The following is a 24,411-nucleotide window of genomic DNA, read 5'->3' as shown; positions in this document are numbered from 1 at the left end:
GAAAATACGGGTTTATTTATACGTATAAATATTTTATACTAAATTTGTTCTTAGATGAAAACGCTATCCAAATTTTTCATTCTAGACCTCGCTGTTTATTAATTTAGGAGGTTCATCGTGTGAGTAAAGAAAATATCATTCGTCAGATCAAAGCTGGTCAAACATCCCTGGGGATTGAACTTGGATCAACTCGGATCAAGGCCGTTTTGATTGTTGATGATTATCAAACTATCGCTTCAGGAAGTTTCAACTGGGAAAACGAACTTAAAAACAAAATTTGGACCTATTCAACTGAACTTGTTTGGAAGGGTATTCAAGCAAGCTATGCGGAAATGAGCCAAGAAGTTGAAAAAGAATATGGTATTCAACTTGAAAAAATTGGCTCGATTGGTATTAGCGCCATGATGCATAGCTATATGCCGTTTGATAGTCAAGGTAACTTACTAGTACCGTTTAGAACTTGGCGCAATAACATCACTGAAGAAGCAGCCAATTACTTGACTGACTTATTCAATTTCAACATTCCTCAACGTTGGAGTGTGGCGCATCTTTATCAAGCCATCTTGAATCAAGAAGATCATGTTAAGGATATTGATTTCATCACCACTTTAGCTGGCTATGTTCATTGGCAATTATCTGGACAAAAAGTTTTAGGGATTGGGGATGCTTCAGGTATGTTCCCAATCGATTCTAAGACTAAAACTTATGATACCAAGCGGCTTCAACAATTTGGTGAGATTAAATCGGTACGGCAATATCACTGGACGTTAGAAGATATTTTACCTAAACCTTTGATGGCAGGGACACAGGCTGGCACGTTGAATCCGATTGGTGCGCAGCTTTTAGATCCAACGGGAACCTTAAAAGCTGGTGCTGTAATGGCGCCACCTGAAGGGGACGCTGGTACTGGTATGGTTGGCACTAACAGTGTGCGGAAACGTACGGGTAATATCTCTGCTGGAACATCAGCTTTCTCAATGGTGGTTTTAGATCAAGCCTTAAATAAAGTACATCGCGATATCGATATGGTGACAACGCCTGATGGAGCAGATGTTGCTATGGTACACACGAATAATTGTTCTTCTGATATTAATTCCTGGGTCAGCTTGTTCCGTGAATTTGCGGAAGCTATTGGACATCCATTAAGTCCAAATGAATTGTACAAAGTACTATTTAATAGTACCAAAGAAAGTGATCCTAGTTGTGGTGGCTTGATCAATATTGGTTACTTGTCTGGTGAAAATATCACTAACATGCCAGAAGGACGGCCATTGTTCGTTCGGACACCAAATAGTGATTTCAATTTAGGTAACTTTATCAAGACACATCTTTATTCAGCCTTTGCCCCATTGAAAATCGGGATGGATATTTTGAGCAAAGAAGAAAATATTCACACTGATAATATGGTCGCTCAAGGTGGTCTGTTCAAAACACCAATCATTGGGCAACAAGTTCTGGCTGATGCTTTGGATACGCCGATCACTGTGATGAGTACCGCTGGTGAAGGTGGACCTTGGGGCATGGCTGTTTTAGCAACATTCGTCCGTGAAGGTCAAGGCCAAAAACTTGAGGATTATCTCGATCAGAAAGTATTTGCAAATCCAGAATCCTCAACCATTGCACCTGATCCTAGGGGCGTTGAAGGCTTCAATACGTTTATTGAGGCTTATAAAAAATCATTACCAATTGAATCCACGGCAATTCGTTCGGTTAGTGTGCTAAATCAATAATGAAAGGTGTCCATTATGTTAGAAGATCTAAAAAAAGAAGTCTATGAAGCCAATATGCAATTGCCTAAGTTAGGGTTAGTAACCTTTACTTGGGGGAATGTCTCCGGAATCGATCGTGAAAAAGGGCTATTTGTCATCAAGCCATCTGGGGTAGATTACGAAGATCTAACATCCGACGACATGGTGGTTGTGAACTTAAAAGGCGAAGTTGTGGAAGGCAAAATGAATCCTTCTAGTGATACGCCAACACACACGGTATTGTATAACGAATTTCCTACTTTAGGCGGGATCGTACATACCCATTCACCTTGGGGCGTTGCCTTTGCCGAAGCTGGGATGGATATTCAAGCATTAGGAACGACCCATGCGGATACGTTCTATGACGATGTTCCAGTTTCTGATGCATTGACAAAAGAAGAAATCGAAAGCGCTTATGAAGAAAATACGGGTAAAGTTATCGTACGGACCTTCAAAGAACGCGGCTTAGATCCAGATGCTGTCCCAGCCGTTTTGGTACGTCAGCATGGGCCATTTGCCTGGGGACCAACGCCAGCTAAAGCTGTTTATAATGCGAAAGTTCTCGAAGTTGTCGCTGAAATGAACTATCATGCTTTGACTTTGACATATGACAATATTCATGTGCCACAATTCCTACTTGATAAACATTACTACCGTAAGCATGGTAAAAATGCCTATTACGGCCAAAATAATGCTAAATCTAAAGATCGCGCAACACACGAAAAATAGGGTTCAATTAATTAACTATTAAGGAGAGATTTACATGTTAGAAATTCCGAATTATAAGTTCTGGTTCGTCACAGGTAGTCAACATTTATATGGTGAAGAACAGTTAAAATCTGTTGAAAAAGATGCCCGTGAAATCGTTGATAAACTAAATGCGTCTGGCAAGTTGCCTTATCCAATTGAATTCAAAGAAATTGCTACAACAGCTGATAATATCACTCAATTGATGAAAGATGTGAACTATAATGACGAAGTTGCTGGTGTCATTACTTGGATGCATACTTTCTCTCCTGCTAAGAACTGGATTCGTGGGACTAAATTATTGCAAAAACCGTTACTGCATTTAGCAACGCAATTCTTAAACAACATTCCTTATGACACCATTGACTTTGATTATATGAACTTAAACCAAAGTGCCCATGGTGATCGGGAATACGGTTTTATCAATGCTCGTTTGCAGAAGAATAACAAGATTATTTATGGCTTCTGGGGCGATGAAGACGTCCAAGACGAGATCGCTCGCTGGGAAGATACAGCCGTTGCTTATGACGAAAGCTTCAAGATCAAGGTTGCTCGTTTTGGCGACAACATGCGTAATGTGGCCGTTACTGAAGGTGACAAAGTTGAAGCTCAAATTCAATTTGGCTGGACAGTAGACTACTATGGTATCGGTGATTTAGTTGAAGAAATCGGTAAAGTTAACGAAGCTGATGTCGATAAATTATATCAAGAATTACAAGACAAATATGACTTTGTAACTGGCGATAATGATCCTAAAGTTTATGAAGATCATGTTAAAGAACAATTACGCCAATACTTTGGTATCAAGTCCTTCTTGGAGAAAGGTAACTACTCTGCCTTCACCACAAACTTTGAAGATCTTTGGGGTATGAAACAATTACCTGGTTTAGCTGCACAATTATTAATGGCTGACGGCTATGGCTTTGGTGCTGAAGGTGACTGGAAGACAGCTGCTTTGACACGTTTATTGAAGATCATGGCACATAACAAGGGCACAGCCTTCATGGAAGATTACACGCTTGACTTACGCAAAGGCCATGAAGCTATTTTGGGACCGCACATGCTTGAAGTTGACCCATCTATTGCTAGCACAAAACCACGGGTTGAAGTACACCCATTAGATATTGGTGGCAAAGATGATCCTGCACGTTTGGTCTTTGATGGTTCAGAAGGCGATGCTATTGATGTTACGATCTCTGACTTTGGTGATGAATATCGGATGATCATGTACGCTGTTGACGGTAACAAGCCAGAAGCAGACACACCACATCTACCAGTTGCCAAACAATTATGGACACCAAAAATTGGCTTGAAGAAAGGTGCTCATGACTGGATCGAAAATGGTGGCGGCCACCATACTGTCTTCTCATTTGCTTTAACAGCAGAACAATTAGAAGACTTAGCTAAAATGTTTAACTTACATTTCATTAATATTGATTAGAATCAGAGCGTGAGTGAAGCTGGGCAGCTTTGGCGCATTAACCACAATTGTGCAGATGAAGCCATCAGCTTCAGCCAACAATTAGGGTTAAGTAACAAAGCTAGCTTCACGAACGCGTTTAGAACCAGAGCGTAACAAAAGGCATTTAGAGACTGAGCACTAACGAAAATCACGATAAATGGTGAACTTGCCATTTGAGTGATTTGCAGTTAGGTGATGTCTCTGCCTTTTGGCACACGTTTCAAAACACATAAGCAACAAGTTTTAGACATCAAATACGTTTTTGAACAGCCTCCAAACTATTCCAAGCGTATTGTCATAACAACAAATTTCAAAAATCAAATCACACAAATACACTTACAAATTTCACAGTCATACAAATAAATAAGAGTTCGGAGCAACTTACATCGGCAGTAAGTTGTTTCGGGCTCTTATGTAATCAACAAATGTATTCGCTTTATTTTAGAAACAATTCGGCAAAGGGCAACGACGTCACCCAACAGCGACTGACTCAAATGGGAAATTCACCATTTATCGTCATTCTTGTTGGTGCTCCGTCGCTGACCGCCCTTTGTCACGCTCTAAACGCGCTCGAATCATCAGTTTTTTCACACAACTACGCCTTACTCGTGGGACAATTCACCCACAGCGTAAGCCTAGGTTGGTGCTCAAAAACTACCCGATGACTCTCACGCTCTGTTCTAAACGCGCTCGTGAAGCTAGTTTTGTTACCTAACCCCAATAGTTGGCTGAAGCTGGCGCTTCATCTGCACAATTTGGGTTAGTGCGCCAAAACTGCCCAGCTTCACTCACGCTCTTTTTTCTTTGCGCATGAGCCACATAAATTTAGGGATGGCTAGCATGCGTTTAAAGCGGGTGGGTTCTTTTAATAAACGATAGAACCACTCTAAATGAGCGTCTTGAAAGACTTTTGGCGCCCGCTTAGTCATGCCGGATAGGACATCGAAGCTGCCGCCAACGCCCATCCAAATAGCTTGGGCTTGCGTCAAGTTCTGCTTGATCCAGTTTTCTTGTTTGGGATAGCCAAGGCCAACAAAAATCAATTGGGGTTGTTTATCGTGGATATCAGCTAAAATCTGGGTATCCTCTTTAAAATAACCATCGTGATAGCCAACTAGATCGATGCCAGGATATTGTTGCTGAACTTTTGTCACGACTGCGGCCATGACTTCTGGTTTGGCACCCAGTAGATAGACCCGCAGGTGCTGGGTGTTGGCCTTTTCTAATAGGGCAACCATGGTATCATAGCCAGTAACACGTTCTGGTAATGGCTGATGAATTGTTTGGGCCGCCTTGATTATCCCAATGCCATCTGGTGTAATATAATCAGCGGCTTTTATGATCGCCTTGTATTCGGGATGATCTTTGGCATATAAAACAATTTCGGGATTTGCAGTTACGATAAAGCGTCGTTTTTTTTGATCAATATCGGTTTGTAATTGGGTTAAAAATTCTTGATTTGTGGCCTTAATAAAGGGAACATCCATGACCGTTACAGTCGAAAAGGACATGTACTCACTCCTAATTCATAATGGCTTTATTATAGCAAAAATTAAATTAAAAAAATGCGACGGAGGCAATATTTTGAAAATCTTACTCGTCAACGCTGGTAATGAGACCGGCGGCGGTCGAACGCACATCGTTCAATTGATCGGTGCGTTGAATAAAATAGAAGATATTAGTGCAGAATTATTGGTTTTTGAGGATGGTGCGGTTGCCAAGATGGCTCGGGAACATGATGTGAAAACGACGGTGATTCCCCAAAGTTCGCAAATGGATATGAGCGTCATTGGCAAGTATCGTCAATTTGTACAAGACCATGACTTTGACATTGTCCATACCCACGGGCCCCGGGCAAATGTGCTGACCCGCTTTATTTATAAGCAGATCTCAGCGACTTGGGTCGTTACCGTGCATAGTGAACCTAAAGTCGATTTCTTAAACAAGGGTATCAAAGGCACGATCTTCTATAAATTAAATGTCTCTGCCCTTAAAAAAGCCAAACATCTATATTTGATTACGAATTACTTCCATGATGAACTGATTGGTTACGGTATTCCTGAGACAAAAATGACGCCGATTTTTAATGCCATCAACTTTTTTGATGGGCCGGTGGCGAAAAAAGACCACGAAGCGTTCAATATTTTAAATGTGGCCCGTGTGGTTGTTGTGAAAAACCAAGCCTTATTGTTGCGAGCTTTGGCCAAAGTCGATTTCGATTATCGACTAACAGTGTTGGGCAATGGGCCTTTAGAAGCAGACTTAAAACAGCTTGCTCAAGAGCTTGGTATCGCTGAAAAAGTGAACATTGCAGGTTTCACGGAAGACCCCACCCCTTATTATGAAGCAAGTGATTTATTCGTATTACCATCGACTTCCGAGGGTTTTCCGACAGTTTTATTGGAAGCGGCTAATTATGAATTGCCAAGTATTGCCACAAATGTTGGTTCTGATGAAGAAGTGATTCCTAATGAAGATACGGGCTGGATTTTCAAGAGCGAAGATGAAGCCCAACTCGTTAAAGATTTGAATCAGGCTCATCAAGAATATGAACAGGGTACTTTAGCACAACGGGGCAAGGTTTTTAAGGACTTTGCCAGTAGCCATTTTTCCGTAACGCATTTAGCACAAAAGATGATTGCCCTGTATGAAGCAGCACAGAACAAATAATAGTTTTGTTTGGAAAAAACCGGGGGTATTGCGGTATAATGAAACTAATTTTGTTAAGATATGTAAAGACATGTTTGTGGCGGCGTTTGTGTTAGGGGTTAAGTTATATCTATATTCTGATTTAAACGCGTGCCAAAGGGTAGAGACTTCACCTAACTGCAAATCACTCAAATGGTAAGTTCACCATTTATCATGATTTTTGTTAGTGTCCAGTCTCTGAACGCCCTTTGTTACGCTCTGATTTAAACGCGCTCACATAAGCAAGCATTCTTGGATAAGTCATTTCTGTTATAGTTTTGACAAACTACGCCAGAAATTGCCTTATCCGCGAATGCATGACCGCTTATGTTCACGCTCTCAAAATAAAAAGGGGTTACTTTAATTATGTCAAATTTTCCCGATGACAGTTTGGCTTTGCACACGGATCTTTATGAGATCAATATGATGTTGACTTACTGGGAAAAAGGTATTTCTGAGCGTCAATCTGTTTTCGAGGTTTTCTTCCGTAAGAATCCTTTCGAAAATGGCTTTGCACTTTTTGCCGGTTTGGAACGGGTTGTGCAATATTTACAGAATTTAAAGTTTACGGATTCAGATATTGAATATTTGCGGGAAATGGAAGACTATCCGGAAGGTTTTCTACAGTACCTAAAAGACTTGAAATTTACCTGTACGATTCGTTCAGCAGTGGAGGGAGATCTGGTATTTAGCAACGAACCAATTTTACAGATCGTTGGGCCACTTGCTCAGTGTCAATTAGTCGAAACTGCTATTTTAAATATTATTAATTATCAAACTCTGATTGCGACTAAAGCAGCAAGAATCAAATCAGCTACTGGCAATGATCCTTTGTTAGAATTCGGTTCTCGTCGGGCTCAAGAGATGGATGCAGCCATTTGGGGGACACGGGCAGCTTTCATTGGCGGTTTTGACGCCACGAGTAATGTTCGAGCTGGCAAATTATTTGGTATTCCAATCTCTGGGACCCACGCTCACTCGCTGATTCAAACTTATCGGAGTGATTATGAAGGCTTTAAGGCTTATGCTGAGACACATCGTGATTGTGTTTTCTTGGTGGATACTTATGATACTTTGCGTAGCGGCGTGCCTAATGCAATTAAAGTTGCCAAGGAATTTGGCGATAAGATCAATTTCCAAGGTGTGCGCATCGATTCTGGGGATATGGCCTATATCTCTAAACGCGTTCGGCAGCAGTTAGATGACGCTGGTTTTCCTGATGCCAAAATCTATGCTTCTAATGATTTAGATGAAAAGACGATCCAAAACTTGAAGATGCAAGATGCTAAAATTGATGTTTGGGGTGTCGGCACAAAACTGATCACGGCCTTTGACCAGCCAGCTTTAGGGGCTGTCTATAAACTGGTTGCTATTGAAGATGAGCATGGCCAAATGGTGGATACTATCAAGCTATCAAGCAATGCAGAAAAGGTCTCGACGCCGGGTATGAAACAGGTATGGCGCATCACCAATGATAAGAAAGACCATAAGTCTGAAGGCGACTATATTGCGGTCTGGGATGAAGATCCGACCAAGCAAGAGAGCTTATATATGTTCCACCCAACCTATACCTATATCAATAAGACGTTGACCGACTTTACAGCACGGCCGTTATTGCAAACAATTTTTGATCAGGGTAAATTGGTTTATCAATTGCCAACGCTAGATGAAATCAAGGCCTATTGCCGTCGCAGCTTAGATTCCTTATGGGATGAATATAAGCGAGACTTAAATCCTCAAGAGTATCCTGTAGATCTATCGCAAAAATTGTGGGATCGTAAGATGAACTATATTCAAAAAGTTCGGCAACACGTCAATGATACAATTAATGATAAATAGAGCGCGAGAATCATCGGTAGTTTTTGAGCATCAACCTAGGATTACGTTGTGGGCGGTTTGTCCCATGAGTAAGCCGTAGTTAAGTGAAAAAACTGATGATTCGAATGCATTTAAAATACAAGAGCGTGACAAAGGGCGCTTAGAGACTGAGCACTAACAAAAATCACGATAAATGGTGAACTTTCCATTTGAGTGATTTGCAGTTAGGCAAAGTCTTTGCCCTTTGGAACGCGTTTAGATCCTTAGTGAAGTTGAAATTGTTCGTCATCAAAAAGGAGTAGTCTATGCGACCATTACAAAAAGAAATTATTGCTGTTGAACACACACAACCAACGATTGATCCCCAAAAAGAAATTCGCCGGTCGGTTGATTTTCTTAAAGCTTATTTGAAAAAGACAGGTTTAAAGACTTACGTTCTAGGTATTTCTGGCGGTCAAGATTCCACTTTAGCTGGAACTTTGACACAGATGGCAATCAAAGAACTGCGCACAGAAACAGGGGTACAAGACTATCGTTTTATTGCGGTACGCTTACCCTATGGCGCACAAGCTGATGAGCAAGATGCCATGGATGCCATTGCCTTTATGCAGGCAGATGAAGTGATGCGGGTGAATATTAAGGCGAGTGTGGATGCGATGGTTGCGGCATTAGACGAAAATCCCGAATTGACGGTGGGCGATTTTAATAAGGGCAATATCAAGGCCCGAGTTCGGATGGTCGCTCAATATGGCGTTGCTGGCCAACGCCAAGGTGTCGTGGTTGGGACCGATCATGCAGCTGAAAATATCACCGGTTTTTATACTAAATTTGGGGATGGCGCAGCTGACGTTACCCCACTTTATCGTTTGAATAAGCGCCAAGGCAAGCAGCTCTTGGAAGTGTTGGGTGCACCGAAGCACTTATACCTGAAGACCCCAACAGCTGACTTAGAAGAAGACCGCCCAGCTTTGCCGGATGAAGTGGCTTTAGGTGTGACCTATGACCAGATTGATGACTACTTGGAAGGCCGAACGATTGATGAAAAGGCGGCTGAAAAGTTAGAACAAATTTACTTACGGACGCAGCATAAGCGGCATCTGCCAATTACAGTATTTGACGACTTTTGGAAATAGATTTTTTCTGAAAATCGAAATTTTGAGAGTTGCAATAACCACAATAATTAATATATAATTATATTATTCATAAGGGAGTAACTAGCGGTTACCGTGGTAACATCGTCAGCAAGGTCGAATAGATCTGGTGTTATCTTAAATAGTGAGACTTATGTATGGCGTTTTTGTCACACATAGGTCTTTTTTTAATACCAAAAGTAAAGGAGCTTGAAGTATGCAAAAAGCAGATAAGGGTAAAACTTATTATAACCAAGATGCGGCAACGGTACTGAAGCATGTTCAGTCTCAGACTGAAGGGCTTAGTAACGATGAAGCACAAAAACGACTGGAACAAAATGGCAGAAATGCGTTGGCTGAGGGCAAACGTAAGACCAAGCTACAGCGATTTTTGGATCAATTCAAAGACTTCATGATCATTGTTTTATTGGTGGCTGCACTGATTTCGGGGATCGTTGCTCGAGAATGGGCAGATGCTGCGATTATTTTAGCCGTGGTCTTGATCAATGCCATCATGGGTGTGATCCAAGAGTCGAAAGCCGAAGAAGCCATCGATGCGTTGAAAGAAATGGCAACGCCTGAAGCACATGTGCGCCGAAATGGCAGTGTGCAAACGATTAGCAGTGAAGATTTAGTTGTGGGGGATATTGTTAGACTAGAAGCTGGTGATGTGGTCCCTGCGGATATGCGCTTATTAGAAACAGCTTCCCTAAAAATTGAAGAGTCTGCTTTAACGGGTGAATCCGTACCTGTTGAAAAAGATGCTGGTACGATCGATGAAACTGATGTGGCGTTGGGTGACCGCACGAACATGGCTTTCATGAATAGTAATGTGACTTATGGCCGAGCTACTGGTGTGGTTGTAGGCACAGGCATGCAGACCCAAGTTGGCCAAATTGCTGGCATGTTAAATAGTGCTGAAGAAACCACGACGCCATTACAAGATAACCTAAACTCTTTAGGTAAGACGTTAACAATTCTGATTCTAGTCATTGCGGCTATCATGTTTGTCGTTGGCTTCTTAAGAGGCGATGCTAGCTGGATCGATATGCTGCTCGTTTCGATTTCATTAGCTGTCGCAGCGATTCCTGAAGGGTTACCAGCCATTGTTACGATTATTTTAGCGCTGGGGACCCAAAAGATGGCGAAGCGAAACGCCTTAGTTCGGAAACTACCCGCTGTGGAAACTTTAGGCAGCACGGATATCATTGCTTCTGATAAAACCGGGACTTTGACGATGAATCAAATGACCGTTGAAAAGGTCTATACCCATGGACAACTGCAGGCTGCTAAAGCTGAAATCGCACCAGAGAATCTGACGTTACGGATCATGACGATGGCTAATGATACTCAGATTCAAGAAGATGGGAAGCTAGTCGGGGATCCTACTGAAACAGCGTTAGTCCAATATGGGTTTGATCATGATTTTGATGTCCGTGATGCGGTAGCGGCTGAACCGCGTGTGGCCGAACTGCCGTTTGACTCTGATCGGAAGCTGATGAGCACGGTTCATCAGTTAAAAGATGGCCGCTTCTTTGTGGCTGTCAAAGGGGCACCTGATCAGCTGCTCAAGCGGGTCACTAAAGTTGAAGTTAACGGGCAAGTGCAAACGATGACATCAGATCAAGCTAATGACATTTTGGACGTCAACAATAATTTGGCTAAAGATGCTTTGCGTGTATTGGCGATGGCTTACAAAATACTTGAGCACAAACCTACGGAAATCACGAGTGAAAACTTGGAAAATGACCTGATTTTTGCGGGTCTGGTAGGTATGATTGATCCAGAACGGCCAGAGGCTAAAGCCGCCGTTGAAAAGGCTAAGTCAGCTGGCATTCGGCCAATCATGATCACTGGGGACCATCAAGTAACTGCTGAAGCAATTGCCGGTCGGTTAGGGATTATTGAACCAGGCGATGATGCTGCCGTGATCACCGGGGCACAATTGGACGAAATGGATGATCAAACATTTGATCAAAATGTTGAAAAGTATTCGGTTTATGCTCGGGTATCGCCAGAACACAAAGTACGTATCGTTAAAGCTTGGCAATCTAAACAAAAAGTTGTCGCGATGACTGGTGATGGGGTAAATGATGCCCCAGCATTGAAGTCAGCTGATATTGGTGTCGGTATGGGTATCACTGGGACGGAAGTATCAAAGGGCGCCAGCGATATGGTCTTGGCAGATGATAATTTTGCCACGATCGTTGTAGCCGTTGAAGAAGGCCGTAAAGTCTTTGCTAACATCCAAAAATCGATTCAATATTTATTGTCAGCCAACTTGGGCGAAGTTTTAACATTATTCTTAATGACATTAATGGGTTGGGACATTCTCAAACCAGTCCAATTGTTATGGATCAACTTAGTTACGGATACGTTCCCAGCCATTGCTCTAGGGGTTGAACCGACGGAACCAGGCATTATGGATCGCAAGCCGCGGGGTCGAAATTCTAATTTCTTCTCTGGAGGTGTGGCCTCCTCAGTCCTTTACCAAGGGATACTTGAAGGTGTCCTCACACTAGGCGTCTATTTATGGGGCATCAACTTCCCATTACACAGTGGCGCTGAAGCGGTTCACGCTGATGCTTTGACCATGGCTTATGCCACATTGGGCTTGATCCAGTTGTTCCATGCCTTCAATGTGAAGTCGATTCATCAATCCCTATTCACGATTCACCCGTTTGCCAACAAAGCCTTCAATTGGGCGATCTTAGCTTCCTTTGTCTTACTAGGTGTGACCATTGCTGTGCCAGGCTTCAACAGCCTCTTCCATGTCACTCACTTAGCTTTATCACAATGGAGTGCCGTGTTGGTCGCTGGTATTGCAATGTTAGTTATTGTTGAAATCGTTAAGTTCGTACAACGTAGAATGGGTAAAGCTTAAAAAATATACGCCTACTTAAGTAGACAGGTAGATAATTAATCCTGTTTGCTTAGGGAGGCGTATTTTTGTGAAAAAATCTGAAGAAAGTGTAATAAAAAGATGTACAGCAATGAAATATTAAGGATGACTATCATAAAACGGTATTTTTCTGTTTGAATAATTCATAGTTAACTGAAGCGATTGCTCTTTGAAATATGCTTACAAATTATCTTTCTTACTTTAAAAAATTATGGAATTTACTAGCAGAATTATGCCTTGGTATTGTATTAATAAGAAATCATCAAAGTAATAACTATTTAATATTAATGATAATATTTTTAAATGGTATTTGCTAAATACATATATCAAATTTAAAAAATATTTTTATTTTAATAAGTATATATTTGCTTGATTTTATATATTTTAAATGATATATTCCTATTCTAGAGTATAATTTATAATGTGTTGAAGGAGAGGACAAGTGAAAAAAGTATTTGGTTTAACTTTAATTTTATCTGCGTTGTTTCTAGGTTTTATCTTTTTCCCTAAGACTAACGTGTATGCGTATCAAACTTTTTCGAGGCGAGTAAATTCGTACGGTGTTACGAACCAGCATTATTGGCTTCAAGATAGTGGACAGCAGGTACCAACGGATTGGCAAAAGAAATATATTGACGATTCAATATATCAATGGAACTCCAGTGCACAAACTACTTTTTGGACACCAATAAATATAACTAAGACTAATAACAGAGATCAATCTATTCTCGATTTTTTTATTGCAGAGGATCTCAACCTGTGTTTTCGGACGCAGGAGTAGTAGGAAACACAGGTTGGTTTTGGTGGGGTAATGCAGTTAGTGACAGTCAAGGTAGCACTGCACCCTGGCAGAATTGGTCGAGTGCAAATATTTGGTATGGTGGACCCATATGGGAAACTGGATATTTAGGATATCCTAAATTGACAAACATTCAAAAAAGACATGTATTTGCTCATGAGGCCGGTCATGGAATGGGGTTAGCACATGCTGGGGAAGGAACGTTAATGTATGCACCAGGGAATTATATTCCGAGTATATGGCAACCAACTGGAGATGACTTGTCCGGAATTAATTATTTATATTAATGGAGACTAAAATATGAAAAAAAGAACTTTGTCAATTATAATATTAACTGTGTTGCTCTCTGGTTGTTCTGTAAAAAACTCAGCTGCCAGCAATTCTGGTGATTCTAACAAATACAAATAGTTGACAATCACAATGAGCAAGCTAATTATCAGGAAAAAGTTACAATAGCAAAGAAGAAGGGTATTCAACAAAAAAACTATTTAGCTGATATTCCTAAAGGTTATGAGAAAAATGAGGGCAGTGGTGACAGCAGTGTAAGTGCTATGGTATACCCAGATAAAGTTAAGAGTTATGGAGAACAAATTTCCAGAGGTTATAAAGGAATTGTTGTTTCTGGCGTTGTGACCAATTGGCACGAACATGCTAGATCAGCCAATAACGAGGTTTTAACCGAGTATGATCTCCTTGTTAATAAACAACTAACCTATAAGTCAAACCAAAATTTGGAAGGTACTACAATAAAGGTTTTACATCCTGGGGGTTATACAACTGTCGGTGAGCAGATGGACGTAATGCCAGAAAAGAGTTTTGCACCAAAACCACAATTAACAGAAGCTGAGAGACAGAAAGTCACATTTGTTGAGAGCATTTCGGAACCACTACCTAGAATTGGCGATCAGATATTTGTTGCTTTAGTTCCAAATGAGCGAGAAGCTAATTTAGATTTTTATAATAAGGGTATTTTCTCTAAAACAGATACTTTTTCCTTGGCTGCAGGTGCCAATTGTTATTTCTTTTTCAACGAAAAAACTGGGAAATATGAATCTAAAGTGATTGATCCCCAAAGTGGACAACTTAAAGCTAATGATTTAAGTGTTGGTGAAGAGACTACATATAAAAATGCACAGAGAGCTATGTTAGACGATGTTAATCAAAATTACCAAGAAACATCTGTTTCCGAATAATCTTGGTTCGCTTGTCAATGAGTGTTGGTAAATTTCTTTATAGGAATTTTGAGAAGTTAGATCTTAATTGATCTAGCTTTTTTTGCCTTATTAAGCTATTCAAGTCAGTACGCCTGACCAGCTTCACTCACGCTCTGATTTTGTGCTACTATGGTTAGATGTGATTTTCATTTATTTAATATTTTGAAATAGAAAGGTAGGGATGACGGGACTTTGAAAAAGTTTACATTACAATCCATTGTTTTTGTTTTGGTGGCGTTTATGTTGGGCTGCAATGAGTTTATTGTGGTTGGGATTCTGTCTGATTTGGTTAAGGATTTTTCGGTTTCTTTAGCAACGGTGGGGTATTTGGTAACTATTTTTGCGACGGTTTATGCTGTAAGTACGCCTTTTATTACCGTATTGACCAGCCGCTTCCCGCGTTATAAAACATTATTGACCTTGATTGGTATTTTCTTTGTAGGTAATACGTTAAGTGGGCTGGCAACTAATTTTGTCTTTATGGTGGTATCGCGGATTTTAACTGCAATGACAGCCGGTTCGATCATTTCTTTGGTAATGACGTTTTCAAGCCAAATTGCGCCTCGCGAAAAGCGTGCTAGTCTAGTCTCTTGGGTCTTCGCCGGTTTTAGCATTGCTTCAGTCTTTGGCGTGCCGATCGGGGTTGCTATCAGCACGAGTATCGGCTGGCGCTATGTTTTCTTTAGTATTTCGGTTTTGACCTTAATCGTTTTTGGGTTATTGCTATTTCTACTGCCGCGCCATGTGACACAAACGACTAGCAGTATCAAAAACCAATTAACGCTTCTATTAGATGCCCGTATTTATCTTGGGGTGGCCTTGGTCTTGTTCAGTGCTGCGGCCATGTATGGCTATTACACCTATATTCGGCCGCTATTGACGACTGCCATGGGCTTTAGTCTGGGCAGCCTAAATTGGCTATTATTCATCATCGGTATTATGAGCATTATCAATAACCGCTTGTCTGGAAAATTGGCTGAAAAAGCGGATAGTTTGCATCGCCTACCCAAATTTTATATTGCCGATATTATTTTGTTAGTGTTGTTGCCATTGGGGTTAAGCAATCAGATTGTTGGCCTAGGTATGATTTTAGCTTTAACTTTGATCATCACAATTTTAAATGCACCATTGCAGCTGCACTTTTTGAATATTGCGGATGCGGATTATCCACAATCCTTAGTGCTAGCTTCATCTTTGAGTTCGATCTTTTTCAACTTTGGGATTTCTTTGGGCTCAGCCACAGCCTCGATTTTGGTCGGGCCAATTGGCTTGAATCGCATCAGCTTTGGCTCCGCCGTATTTGCTGGGATTGCTTTAGGCTTAGTCATTGCCTTGAATCGGGCCAATAAACGACGTGTAGCGCACTGAATCGTGGTTTTGTCGGCGCCTAAAATTTGCTATACTAGGTCTTGGAGGTTCATTCATGAATAAAACACAACAAAAAGCAGTACGCTATGCACAATTGATCAATGACTTGGTTGAAAATTTAGAGAAAAATCAAAGTGATTTGAATCCAGATTTTGAAAAGTTAAAGGCAGCGATTCAACAAGATACAGTTAAAGATATTCCAGCCGATGACTATTGGCAAATCCAAGAACATTTTCAGCAGGGGACCAATAATTACCAGGCTGACCTTGAAAAACTACAGCATGGGCAAGCGCCCGCACGGTTGGTTGGCACCCATCATCTATTACTGCATGCTTATGAAGATTTTGTCGCTGGTTGTCAACAAATGGTGGATAGTATGCTTGATGATCGCACGATCGATACCAAAGCTTTTGATACTGCCGAGCAAGCACAAGATGCAGCAACTGAAAAAATTGGTAAGTATATCCAAAAACTGACCCAGTTGATTTAATTGATTAGACGGGAAATATTTAAAACTAGACTATTGTAGTTCAAAAGAGGCCCGACAAAATTCAGTTTTGCCGAGTGCCTCTTTTTTCAATTGGTAATTTAACAGAGTTCGATTAAATCGGAGGAATCAGTTTGAAACGGATGCTAACGTTTATTGGCGCGCTTGTTATCTTTTTGAGTGTTGCGTTTGTGATGGCGACCAAACAGCAACAACAGCGCGCACAAACCCCAACCGTAGGAATTTTACAATTGACCACCCATCCTGCTTTGGATGCGATTCATCGTGGTCTTGTGGCTGAATTAAAAGCGCAAGGATATAGCCCCCAAAAGGGTAATATCAAAATTGATTATCAAAATGCTGAAAACGATCAAAGTAACCTTAAGACTATGAGTGAACGTTTTACCAATCATCACGTGAGTGTGATGGTGGGAATCGCTACACCGGCGGCTCAAGCGTTGGCCGATGCAAGCACGAGAATTCCTATCGTGTTGGGTGCTGTAACGGATCCTAAGGGGGCTAATTTAGTTCAGGATAATGTGCATCCCGGCGGCAATGTTACCGGTGTTTCCGATCAAGCACCAATTAAAGCTCAGCTGCAGTTGATTCAAAAGCTGCAGCCGAATCTAAAGACAATGGGTGTAATTTCAACCTCTAGTGATGACTCTGCGCAAACACAGGTTCGAATTTTGAAACGACTCGTTGCCAAAGAAACATCGCTCAAGTTAAAAACCTATACGATCACATCGACCAATGATGTGAACCAAGTAGCTGAAACGATGATGAATCAGGTAGATGCCGTCTATGTGCCGACGGATAACACCATCGCTAGTGCCATGCAGACATTAGTCCAAGTGGGGAATGCGAAGAAAGTTCCAATTTTTCCAGCGGTGGATACCATGGTCAAAGATGGGGGCGTGGCGACCATTAGCATTAATCAATATCGTTTGGGTCGCCAAACGGGTAAAATGGTCGTTAATATTCTGCGACACCATCAAAATCCAGCGACAACGCCAGTCAAGTTCATTAAAAAGGGTGATTTAGTGATCAATTTGAAAGCAGCCCACAAGTTAGGCATTCAAATCCCCGCCGACTTGGTCCAGCAGGCAAAAACAAGTGGAGAATTAATTCAATGAATATGATTGTATCAGCAATTGGCCAGGGGTTACTCTGGGGTATTTTAGGCTTAGGTTTATTTTTAACATTTCGCATCTTAGATTTTCCGGATATGACCGTAGAAGGGACTTTTCCCTTTGGTGCTGCGGTTGCCGTCGCACTAATCAGTCATGGTTTTTCACCGATTATTGGCTTGGTTGGGTCACTCTTAGCCGGGATGTTGGCTGGCTTTACCACGGGGATTTTATACACAAAGGGTAAAATTCCAATCTTGCTAGCAGGCATCTTGGTAATGACTGCACTTTACTCGGTTAATTTACGCGTGTTGGGTCGGAGCAATCTATCCTTGTTAAATAAGCCTAATTTATTTAACCTGCCGATATTGCAGGCGTTGCCACCGTACTTTGGCAGTGTGGTTTTGGGTCTGGTGCTCGTGATGATTGCCATTTTGTTGGTAGTTTGGTTTTTACAAACGGACCTGGGCCAAGCCTTTATCGCCACCGGTGACAACGAGGTTATGGCACGTTCTTTAGGTATTCATACAGATAATATGAAGATTTTAGGCTTGATGGTCGCTAATGGCTTGATTGGGTTAGCAGGCGGTCTGATTGCTCAAAATAATGGGTATGCTGATGTCAATATGGGGGTCGGCGTGATCGTGATCGGCCTTGCTGCTATTATTATTGGTGAGGTGGCCTTTGGTGAATTGACCCTAAATCAACGACTAGTAGCGACAGTTTTAGGGAGTATCATTTATCGGTTTGTACTCTTGATCGTTTTAGGCCTCGGCTTTAATACCAATGATTTAAAGTTAGTGTCAGCGATTGTTCTAGCTTTAGCCTTGATGCTGCCAACATTAGAAAGTAAATGGCATTTACGCCATAGTGTTCAGCGCGGTCTGGCAAAACCCAATTCGGAATCGACACAAAAGTAATATTAGATGCCGAAGTTTATTAAAAATATGTTAAAATCTTATTAACTAATAACTAGGAGCTTTTATGGATACACAAATACAAACGTTAACGACACAAAAATTACCTCAATATGGGCAGAAACAAATTCAAGCAGTTTTAACATTACTAGACGATGGCAATACGGTACCCTTTATTGCCCGCTACCGTAAGGAACGGACGGGTTCATTAAATGAAGTGCAGATTCGCGAGATCGAACATACTTATAGTTATCTTGAAAATTTAGAAAAGCGGCGCCATGAAGTCCTAACAACGATCGAAGCGCAAGGCAAATTAACGCCGGATTTAAAACAGCAGTTGACGCGCGCGGATAAGCTGCAAACGATCGAGGATCTCTATTTGCCTTATAAGAAGAAGCGGCGGACAAAGGCTACGATTGCCAAGGAACACGGCCTAGAGCCGTTAGCCAATTATTTACTGCTGCAGCAAGTCAAGGATACGGCTGAAATGGATCGGACGGCGCAGCAGTTCGTTGACCCTGAAAAAGAGGTGCCTGACTTAGAAGCGGCTTATGCTGGCGCCCATGAAATTATTGCTGAATTTATTTCTGAAGCGGCAAAGGTCCGGGCTTGGGTACGGAATTTTACGGTCCAAAATGGAGATCTAACCAGTACCGTTAAAGATAAATCATTAGATGAAAAAGGCGTTTACGAACTTTATTATGATTTCTCTGAGCCAATTAAAAACTTAGTTTCCCATCGAGTTCTGGCAATCAATCGTGGTGAGAAAGAAGGCATTTTAAAGGTTGCCCTCACAGTAGACGAGAATCGGATTCAGTGGCATTTAGATCAGTTATATATCACCAATCCAGCTAGTCCGGCCGCAGCTAAAGTCAAAGCCGCAATCTGGGATGGCTATAATCGCTTTATTGCGCCGGCCATTACGCGGGAAATTCGCGCTGATTTAAAGACACAAGCGGATGCAAAAGCAATTGATGTTTTTGGTGAAAACTTGAAACATCTATTGTTGCAGCCACCGATGAAAGGTCGCATCGTTTTAGGTTTTGATCCAGCCTATCGGACTGGCTGTAAATTAGCAATTGTGGACGGTACGGGCAAGTTTTTGGATAAAATGGTCATCTATCCTCATAAACCAGCTCCTGAAGCTAAGCGCAAAGCTGCCTTTGGTCAGTTCAAGTCATTTATTGAGCAATATCAAGTTGAAATGATTGCCATTGGAAACGGGACGGCTAGTCGGGAATCGGTTGAATTTGTGGTCGATGTCTTAAAATCAATTGAACGGCAAGTTTATTATGTGATCGTCAATGAAGCCGGGGCATCGGTGTACTCTGCTAGTGACAATGCCCGGGCCGAGTTTCCTGACTTTCACGTCGAAGAGCGTAGCGCGGTTAGTATTGCCCGACGCTTACAAGATCCTTTGGCTGAATTGTTAAAGATTGATCCTAAAGCGGTTGGCGTGGGGCAATACCAACATGATGTTTCACAAAAAGCACTATCCACCCAATTGGATGTGGTGGTGGAAGATGTTGTCAATAATGTGGGGGTCAATTTAAATACGGCTAGTCCCGAACTGCTTGTCCATATTTCTGGCTTGACCAAGACGACAGCAAATAATATTGTGAAATTCCGTAATGAAAATGGTAAGTTTCAATCACGTAAAGCGCTTAATCAGGTGCCGCGTTTAGGGCCCAAAGCCTACGAACAGTCCGTGGGATTCCTACGCATCATTGCTGGTCAAGAACCTTTAGATAATACCGATATCCATCCTGAGAGTTATTCGGTGGCGCAAGCGATTCTAGAAAAACTTGGATTTGATGAAACGGCTATTGGCACCGATGCCCTAAAACAAGCATTGAAACGTGTCAATACCACAACTTTGGCAGCTGATCTGCAAGTGGGCATTGAAACCCTAACAGATATTTTTGCAAGTTTAGCCAAACCTGGCCGTGATTTACGGGACGACATCCCTGCACCATTGCTGCGGCAAGATGTATTGACGATTGAGGACTTAAAACCAAACATGGCTTTACAGGGGACTGTGCGCAATGTGGTGGATTTCGGCGCGTTTGTGGATATTGGTGTGAAGCATGATGGGCTCGTCCACATTTCCCAATTGGCTGATCGGTTCGTCAAAGATCCCAATCAAGTTGTGTCGGTCGGTGATATTGTGAACGTCTGGGTATTGAGTGTTGACTTAAATCGAGAACGGGTTCAGTTGACGATGATCGACCCTAATGACAAAGAACAAGCAACAGCCAGCGCTTAGACATGATGGACAATCAAGCTTTAACGAAACTGGTACAAAATATTTCCCAGGAAAAGTTTCAGCGGCCTTTCAAGCACCAAGCTATTTTTAATAGTCGGCTCCGGACGACTGGCGGCCGGTATCATTTAGCCGATCATCATATTGATATCAACCCTAAAATTTTGACTTATTATGGCCAGGCCGAGTTGATTGGCGTGATCATTCACGAATTATGCCACTATCATTTACACTTGACCGGTCAGCCTTATCAGCATCAAAGTCAGGCTTTTCGGAGGTTATTGGCACAGACGGGCGGCAGTCGTTACGCGCCGCCATTACCTAAAACCAATCACCAACAAAAGGTTGAAGTTTATCAGTGCCGTCAATGTCAGCGAAAATATTTTCGCCAACGTAAGCTTAATTTAGACCGTTACGCTTGTGGTCGCTGTGGCGGTAAATTAACACATATCGCAACTTATCGGCAATCAAAAAATAAAGTTTCTTAAGGTGAGAGCGAGACAGAAGTCGTTGCCCTTTGGAACGCGTTTAATATAGAATGATTGGTAGATAATTAGTGAACTCAAGTTTCCTAAGGAGGATCCACATGGAAGAAATCAAAATTGGCATGCTCGGACTCGGTACAGTTGGCAGTGGTGTCGTGCGCATTATGAATGATCATCAAGAGAAAATCTCACAGATTACTGGCCGCCGCTTAAAAATTATTAAGACGGCTGTGCGCCACTTGGATGCCCATAGTGCACAAGAGGTGCCAGGCATGCAGATCACTGATGATGTGCATGCGGTGCTGCATGACCCTGAGATTCAAATTGTTGTTGAAGTTATGGGGACGATTGACCAAGCCAAGGCTTACATCATTGATGCCCTAAAACATGGCAAACATGTGGTGACAGCCAATAAGGATCTGATTGCTCAGTATGGCAGCGAGTTAGTACAGATCGCGCAGGAAAATAAAGTGGATCTATTTTATGAAGCCAGTGTTGCTGGTGGCATTCCGATTCTACGCACGATCGTCAATAGTTTTGCTGCTGATCAGGTGGAAGATGTGAAAGGTATCGTCAATGGGACGACCAATTATATTTTGACCCAAATGGTAGCTAAAGGCGTGTCTTATGCTGATGCATTGAAGTCAGCTCAGGCGCTTGGTTTCGCCGAAAGCGATCCTACGAACGATGTGAAAGGCATTGATGCTGCCTATAAGATGATCATTTTGACCCAGTTTGCTTATGGCACCAACGTCAAGATGTCTGATGTAACGGTGGAAGGTATTGATGAAATTGATTTAGCTGACATTAATCAAGCAAAATCAATGGGATATACCATGAAATTAGTTGGTGAATCGCAAGAAATTGCGGGTAAATTAGCGGTTTCCGTAGAACCGATGTTGGTACCTAAGGATCACCCACTAGCCACCATTCAAAATGAAAATAATGCTGTATTGGTCAAGGGTGCAGCGGTGGGCACGACAATGTTTTATGGACCTGGTGCTGGTGAGATGCCCACAGCCAATAGTGTGTTGAGCGATATTATCGCGGTGACAAAAAATATTGTACTGGGGACAACCGGCAATACGTTCAATGGATACCGCCAAAAAGCAGCTTTAGCCACGCCAGACATGATTGAATCCGCTTATTATCTGGCGTTAAGAATGCCAGATATTCCTGGTCAACTATTAAGATTAACAGATATTTTGACAAAAGCTGATACTTCAGTCAATCAAGTAATTCAGACCGAAACGGATGGTGAGCACGCTCGTGTTGTTGTGGTGACACATAAAATTAGTTTGGCACAATTACAAACCATCCGTGATCAAATCAATCGTAATTCCGATATCGACTTGATTTCATGTTACAAAGTTTTGGAGGCCCAGGCATGAAAATTATTGTGCCAGCAACGTCAGCCAATTTAGGACCCGGGTTTGATTCTTTAGGTATTGCCTTAAATTCATTTTTGGTTGTGGAAACGCTAGAACCCGCTAATGAATGGCGTGTGGATCACCCATTTGGGCCTAAAGTACCTAGCAATCAGTATAATTTGGTCGTACGAACGGCTTTAGCCATTAAACCAGATTTAGCGCCACAACACTTAAAAGTCACCTCTAATATTCCATTGGCGCGGGGATTGGGCAGCAGCAGTTCCGCTATTGTTGCTGGGTTAATATTGGCCAATGAGCTGGGAGCAATGGGATTAGATCAAACGATGCTGCTGCAGTTAGCCACACGCTTAGAAGGCCATCCAGACAATGTTGCGCCAGCAATTTTGGGCGACTTCAGTGTGGCCACGTATGATGAAGACTGGTGTGATGCTGTCAAAATGGACTTTCCTAAATTGGATTTTGTGGCTTACATTCCGGATAAAGAATTGCGGACTAAAGAAAGCCGGGAAGCCTTGCCATCTAAGCTGGACTACCCTAAAGCCATTCATACGGGTTCGGTAGGCAATGTCTATATTGCCGCGATTGCTAGTAAAAATATCGAATTAATGGGCCGTATGATGATTCGAGATGAATTCCACGAACCTTATCGCTTAAAACTCGTACCAGAGCTGGAAGAAATTCGGCAAGTATTACAGCATACAGCACATGTCGGGACCTATTTGAGTGGGGCCGGGCCAACGGTCATGACTGTGACGCAGAAACAAGAAACTGACCAAGTGGTGGCTCGATTACAAACACACTTTTCGACTGGTGAGGTACGGGTCATGCACATTGATCGACTTGGGGCTCGGGTCATAAAATAGTCGAATTTTTATTGACAGTACAGCATTCCTTAGCATATAATTGTTTTTGTGCTATTTGAGATAGTGCAGAAACATAAGCGGGCGTGGCGGAATGGCAGACGCGCAAGATTAAGGATCTTGTGGGGAATTATCCCCGTGGAAGTTCGAGTCTTCTCGCCCGCATTAAATATTGATTTTGTAAAGTTAAGGTGTCAGTGGTGATCAAGCCATTGATGCCTTATTTTTTATGATTGTACGATGTTGCGTGCTCTGAAGATGTTCAGAGGCAGACTTTAAATTAGCAGGTGTATTTATTTGTATGTTAAAATGAATACGTTCTTAAAAGGAGTGTTTATTATGGCAACAATACCGACAACGATTCGTATGGATGATAATCTTCGTAAAGCCTTGGAACCAAGGCTAAAAGCTGCTGGGTTAACATTAAATGGTTATCTGATTATGGCAGCAAAACAACTAGTTATTCAAAATAAAATTCCTTTTGAAGTTATGACACCTGAGGAAATGCCAAAGGAGGTGACTCATAAAGCTTTAATTGCCGCGCAAGCCAAAGATCTAGGGCTTATTTCAGATGATTCGCCTGAGTTTGCTAATGTTGATGACTTGCTGAACTTTTTAAATAGTGAGGATTAAGGATGTCGCGATTCAAATTGAAAGTAGAACCGCAATTTAAAAAAGATTATCAGGTTTTTAAACGAGAACATCGTGAATTAATGTCTGATTTCAAAGTTGCGCTTCAAGAGTTAAAACAGACAGGGCGTGTTCCAGATACCTATGAACCACACACATTAAGCAATAAAAATGGATTATACAATGGTATTATTGATTTTCATTTGTCGAATGGCAAAGTTGATGTCGTCATCCTATACGCAAAACACAAGACGAATTTAGTAATTCGCCCTGTACGCATCGGAACACATGACCAATTGTTCAGAGGTACGATTTAATGATCTACTTTAGGCGTCAACTGGATAATAAAAAGCGATACAGAATCAGGTAAAA

Annotated in this window: 20 protein-coding genes and 1 tRNA gene; 20 read left to right on the top strand and 1 reads right to left on the bottom strand. The window is 41.8% G+C overall.

All coding sequences use genetic code 11. The features are described from left to right. The first annotated feature begins 119 nt into the window (after positions 1–119). Genes ACNAN0_RS10995 through araA form a run of 3 tightly spaced genes read left to right on the top strand, consistent with a single transcriptional unit; the run spans position 120 to position 3,936 of the window. Positions 120–1,730: a xylulokinase gene (locus ACNAN0_RS10995; protein WP_416353302.1), complete on the top strand. Its 1,611-nt coding sequence runs from the start codon at positions 120–122 to the stop codon at positions 1,728–1,730. 15 nt (positions 1,731–1,745) lie between these two features. Next, the gene (locus ACNAN0_RS10990) at positions 1,746–2,477 is read left to right on the top strand and encodes an L-ribulose-5-phosphate 4-epimerase (RefSeq protein WP_416353301.1); all 732 of its coding nucleotides are present in this window, start codon (positions 1,746–1,748) and stop codon (positions 2,475–2,477) included. Between the two features lie 34 nt (positions 2,478–2,511). Next, positions 2,512–3,936: an L-arabinose isomerase gene (gene araA, locus ACNAN0_RS10985; protein ID WP_416353300.1), complete on the top strand. Its 1,425-nt coding sequence runs from the start codon at positions 2,512–2,514 to the stop codon at positions 3,934–3,936. Positions 3,937–4,745: 809 nt separating this feature from the next. Here the strand turns inward: araA and ACNAN0_RS10980 are convergent. Further along, positions 4,746–5,468 (bottom strand): WecB/TagA/CpsF family glycosyltransferase, encoded by a 723-nt coding sequence (locus tag ACNAN0_RS10980; RefSeq protein WP_230912347.1) that lies wholly within the window; start codon positions 5,466–5,468, stop codon positions 4,746–4,748. A gap of 73 nt (positions 5,469–5,541) precedes the next feature. Here ACNAN0_RS10980 and ACNAN0_RS10975 point away from each other — a divergent pair, with 73 nt between their 5' ends. From ACNAN0_RS10975 to ACNAN0_RS10895, 17 genes are all read left to right on the top strand, one after another. After that, complete coding sequence (locus tag ACNAN0_RS10975) at positions 5,542–6,627, top strand: glycosyltransferase (RefSeq protein ID WP_416353299.1); 1,086 nt, start codon at positions 5,542–5,544, stop codon at positions 6,625–6,627. A 384-nt stretch (positions 6,628–7,011) separates the two neighbouring features. Continuing rightward, positions 7,012–8,484 carry a nicotinate phosphoribosyltransferase gene (locus ACNAN0_RS10970; RefSeq protein ID WP_416353298.1) on the top strand — a complete coding sequence of 491 codons (1,473 nt, stop codon included), beginning with the start codon at positions 7,012–7,014 and terminating at the stop codon, positions 8,482–8,484. A 284-nt stretch (positions 8,485–8,768) separates the two neighbouring features. Further along, positions 8,769–9,596, top strand: coding sequence for an ammonia-dependent NAD(+) synthetase (gene nadE, locus ACNAN0_RS10965; RefSeq protein WP_416353297.1), 828 nt, complete (start codon positions 8,769–8,771; stop codon positions 9,594–9,596). Positions 9,597–9,810: 214 nt separating this feature from the next. Then, positions 9,811–12,477 (top strand): calcium-translocating P-type ATPase, PMCA-type, encoded by a 2,667-nt coding sequence (locus tag ACNAN0_RS10960; RefSeq protein WP_416353296.1) that lies wholly within the window; start codon positions 9,811–9,813, stop codon positions 12,475–12,477. Between the two features lie 777 nt (positions 12,478–13,254). Then, positions 13,255–13,581, top strand: coding sequence for a matrixin family metalloprotease (locus tag ACNAN0_RS10955; RefSeq protein ID WP_416353295.1), 327 nt, complete (start codon positions 13,255–13,257; stop codon positions 13,579–13,581). A gap of 264 nt (positions 13,582–13,845) precedes the next feature. Then, positions 13,846–14,487 carry a hypothetical protein gene (locus ACNAN0_RS10950; RefSeq protein WP_416353294.1) on the top strand — a complete coding sequence of 214 codons (642 nt, stop codon included), beginning with the start codon at positions 13,846–13,848 and terminating at the stop codon, positions 14,485–14,487. 213 nt (positions 14,488–14,700) lie between these two features. Then, a complete protein-coding gene (locus ACNAN0_RS10945; RefSeq protein WP_416353293.1) occupies positions 14,701–15,876 on the top strand; it encodes an MFS transporter in 1,176 nt (391 codons plus the stop codon). 55 nt (positions 15,877–15,931) lie between these two features. Next, positions 15,932–16,366: a hypothetical protein gene (locus ACNAN0_RS10940; protein WP_416353292.1), complete on the top strand. Its 435-nt coding sequence runs from the start codon at positions 15,932–15,934 to the stop codon at positions 16,364–16,366. 131 nt (positions 16,367–16,497) lie between these two features. Beyond that, positions 16,498–17,499, top strand: coding sequence for a tryptophan ABC transporter substrate-binding protein (trpX, locus tag ACNAN0_RS10935; protein ID WP_416353291.1), 1,002 nt, complete (start codon positions 16,498–16,500; stop codon positions 17,497–17,499). After that, positions 17,496–18,413 (top strand): ABC transporter permease, encoded by a 918-nt coding sequence (locus ACNAN0_RS10930; RefSeq protein ID WP_416353290.1) that lies wholly within the window; start codon positions 17,496–17,498, stop codon positions 18,411–18,413. Before trpX ends, ACNAN0_RS10930 begins: the two co-directional genes overlap by 4 nt. Before the next feature lie 64 nt (positions 18,414–18,477). Beyond that, on the top strand, positions 18,478–20,676 hold the full coding sequence (locus ACNAN0_RS10925; RefSeq protein ID WP_416353289.1) for a Tex family protein: 2,199 nt from the start codon (positions 18,478–18,480) through the stop codon (positions 20,674–20,676). A 5-nt stretch (positions 20,677–20,681) separates the two neighbouring features. Next, positions 20,682–21,161: a SprT family protein gene (locus tag ACNAN0_RS10920; protein WP_416354194.1), complete on the top strand. Its 480-nt coding sequence runs from the start codon at positions 20,682–20,684 to the stop codon at positions 21,159–21,161. A 98-nt stretch (positions 21,162–21,259) separates the two neighbouring features. Beyond that, positions 21,260–22,549, top strand: a complete 1,290-nt coding sequence (locus ACNAN0_RS10915) for a homoserine dehydrogenase (protein ID WP_416353288.1) — start codon at positions 21,260–21,262, stop codon at positions 22,547–22,549. Next, complete coding sequence (thrB, locus tag ACNAN0_RS10910) at positions 22,546–23,412, top strand: homoserine kinase (RefSeq protein ID WP_416353287.1); 867 nt, start codon at positions 22,546–22,548, stop codon at positions 23,410–23,412. Before ACNAN0_RS10915 ends, thrB begins: the two co-directional genes overlap by 4 nt. Before the next feature lie 77 nt (positions 23,413–23,489). Then, positions 23,490–23,574 (top strand) — tRNA-Leu (locus ACNAN0_RS10905). A 174-nt stretch (positions 23,575–23,748) separates the two neighbouring features. Further along, positions 23,749–24,042 carry a damage-inducible protein J gene (locus ACNAN0_RS10900; RefSeq protein WP_416353286.1) on the top strand — a complete coding sequence of 98 codons (294 nt, stop codon included), beginning with the start codon at positions 23,749–23,751 and terminating at the stop codon, positions 24,040–24,042. Between the two features lie 2 nt (positions 24,043–24,044). Further along, complete coding sequence (locus ACNAN0_RS10895; RefSeq protein ID WP_416353285.1) at positions 24,045–24,356, top strand: type II toxin-antitoxin system YafQ family toxin; 312 nt, start codon at positions 24,045–24,047, stop codon at positions 24,354–24,356. The last annotated feature ends 55 nt before the right edge of the window (positions 24,357–24,411 follow it).

This window comes from Agrilactobacillus fermenti (assembly GCF_047943045.1).
Lineage (GTDB): Bacteria > Bacillota > Bacilli > Lactobacillales > Lactobacillaceae > Agrilactobacillus > Agrilactobacillus fermenti.
This window is presented reverse-complemented; position numbering and strand designations above follow the sequence as displayed.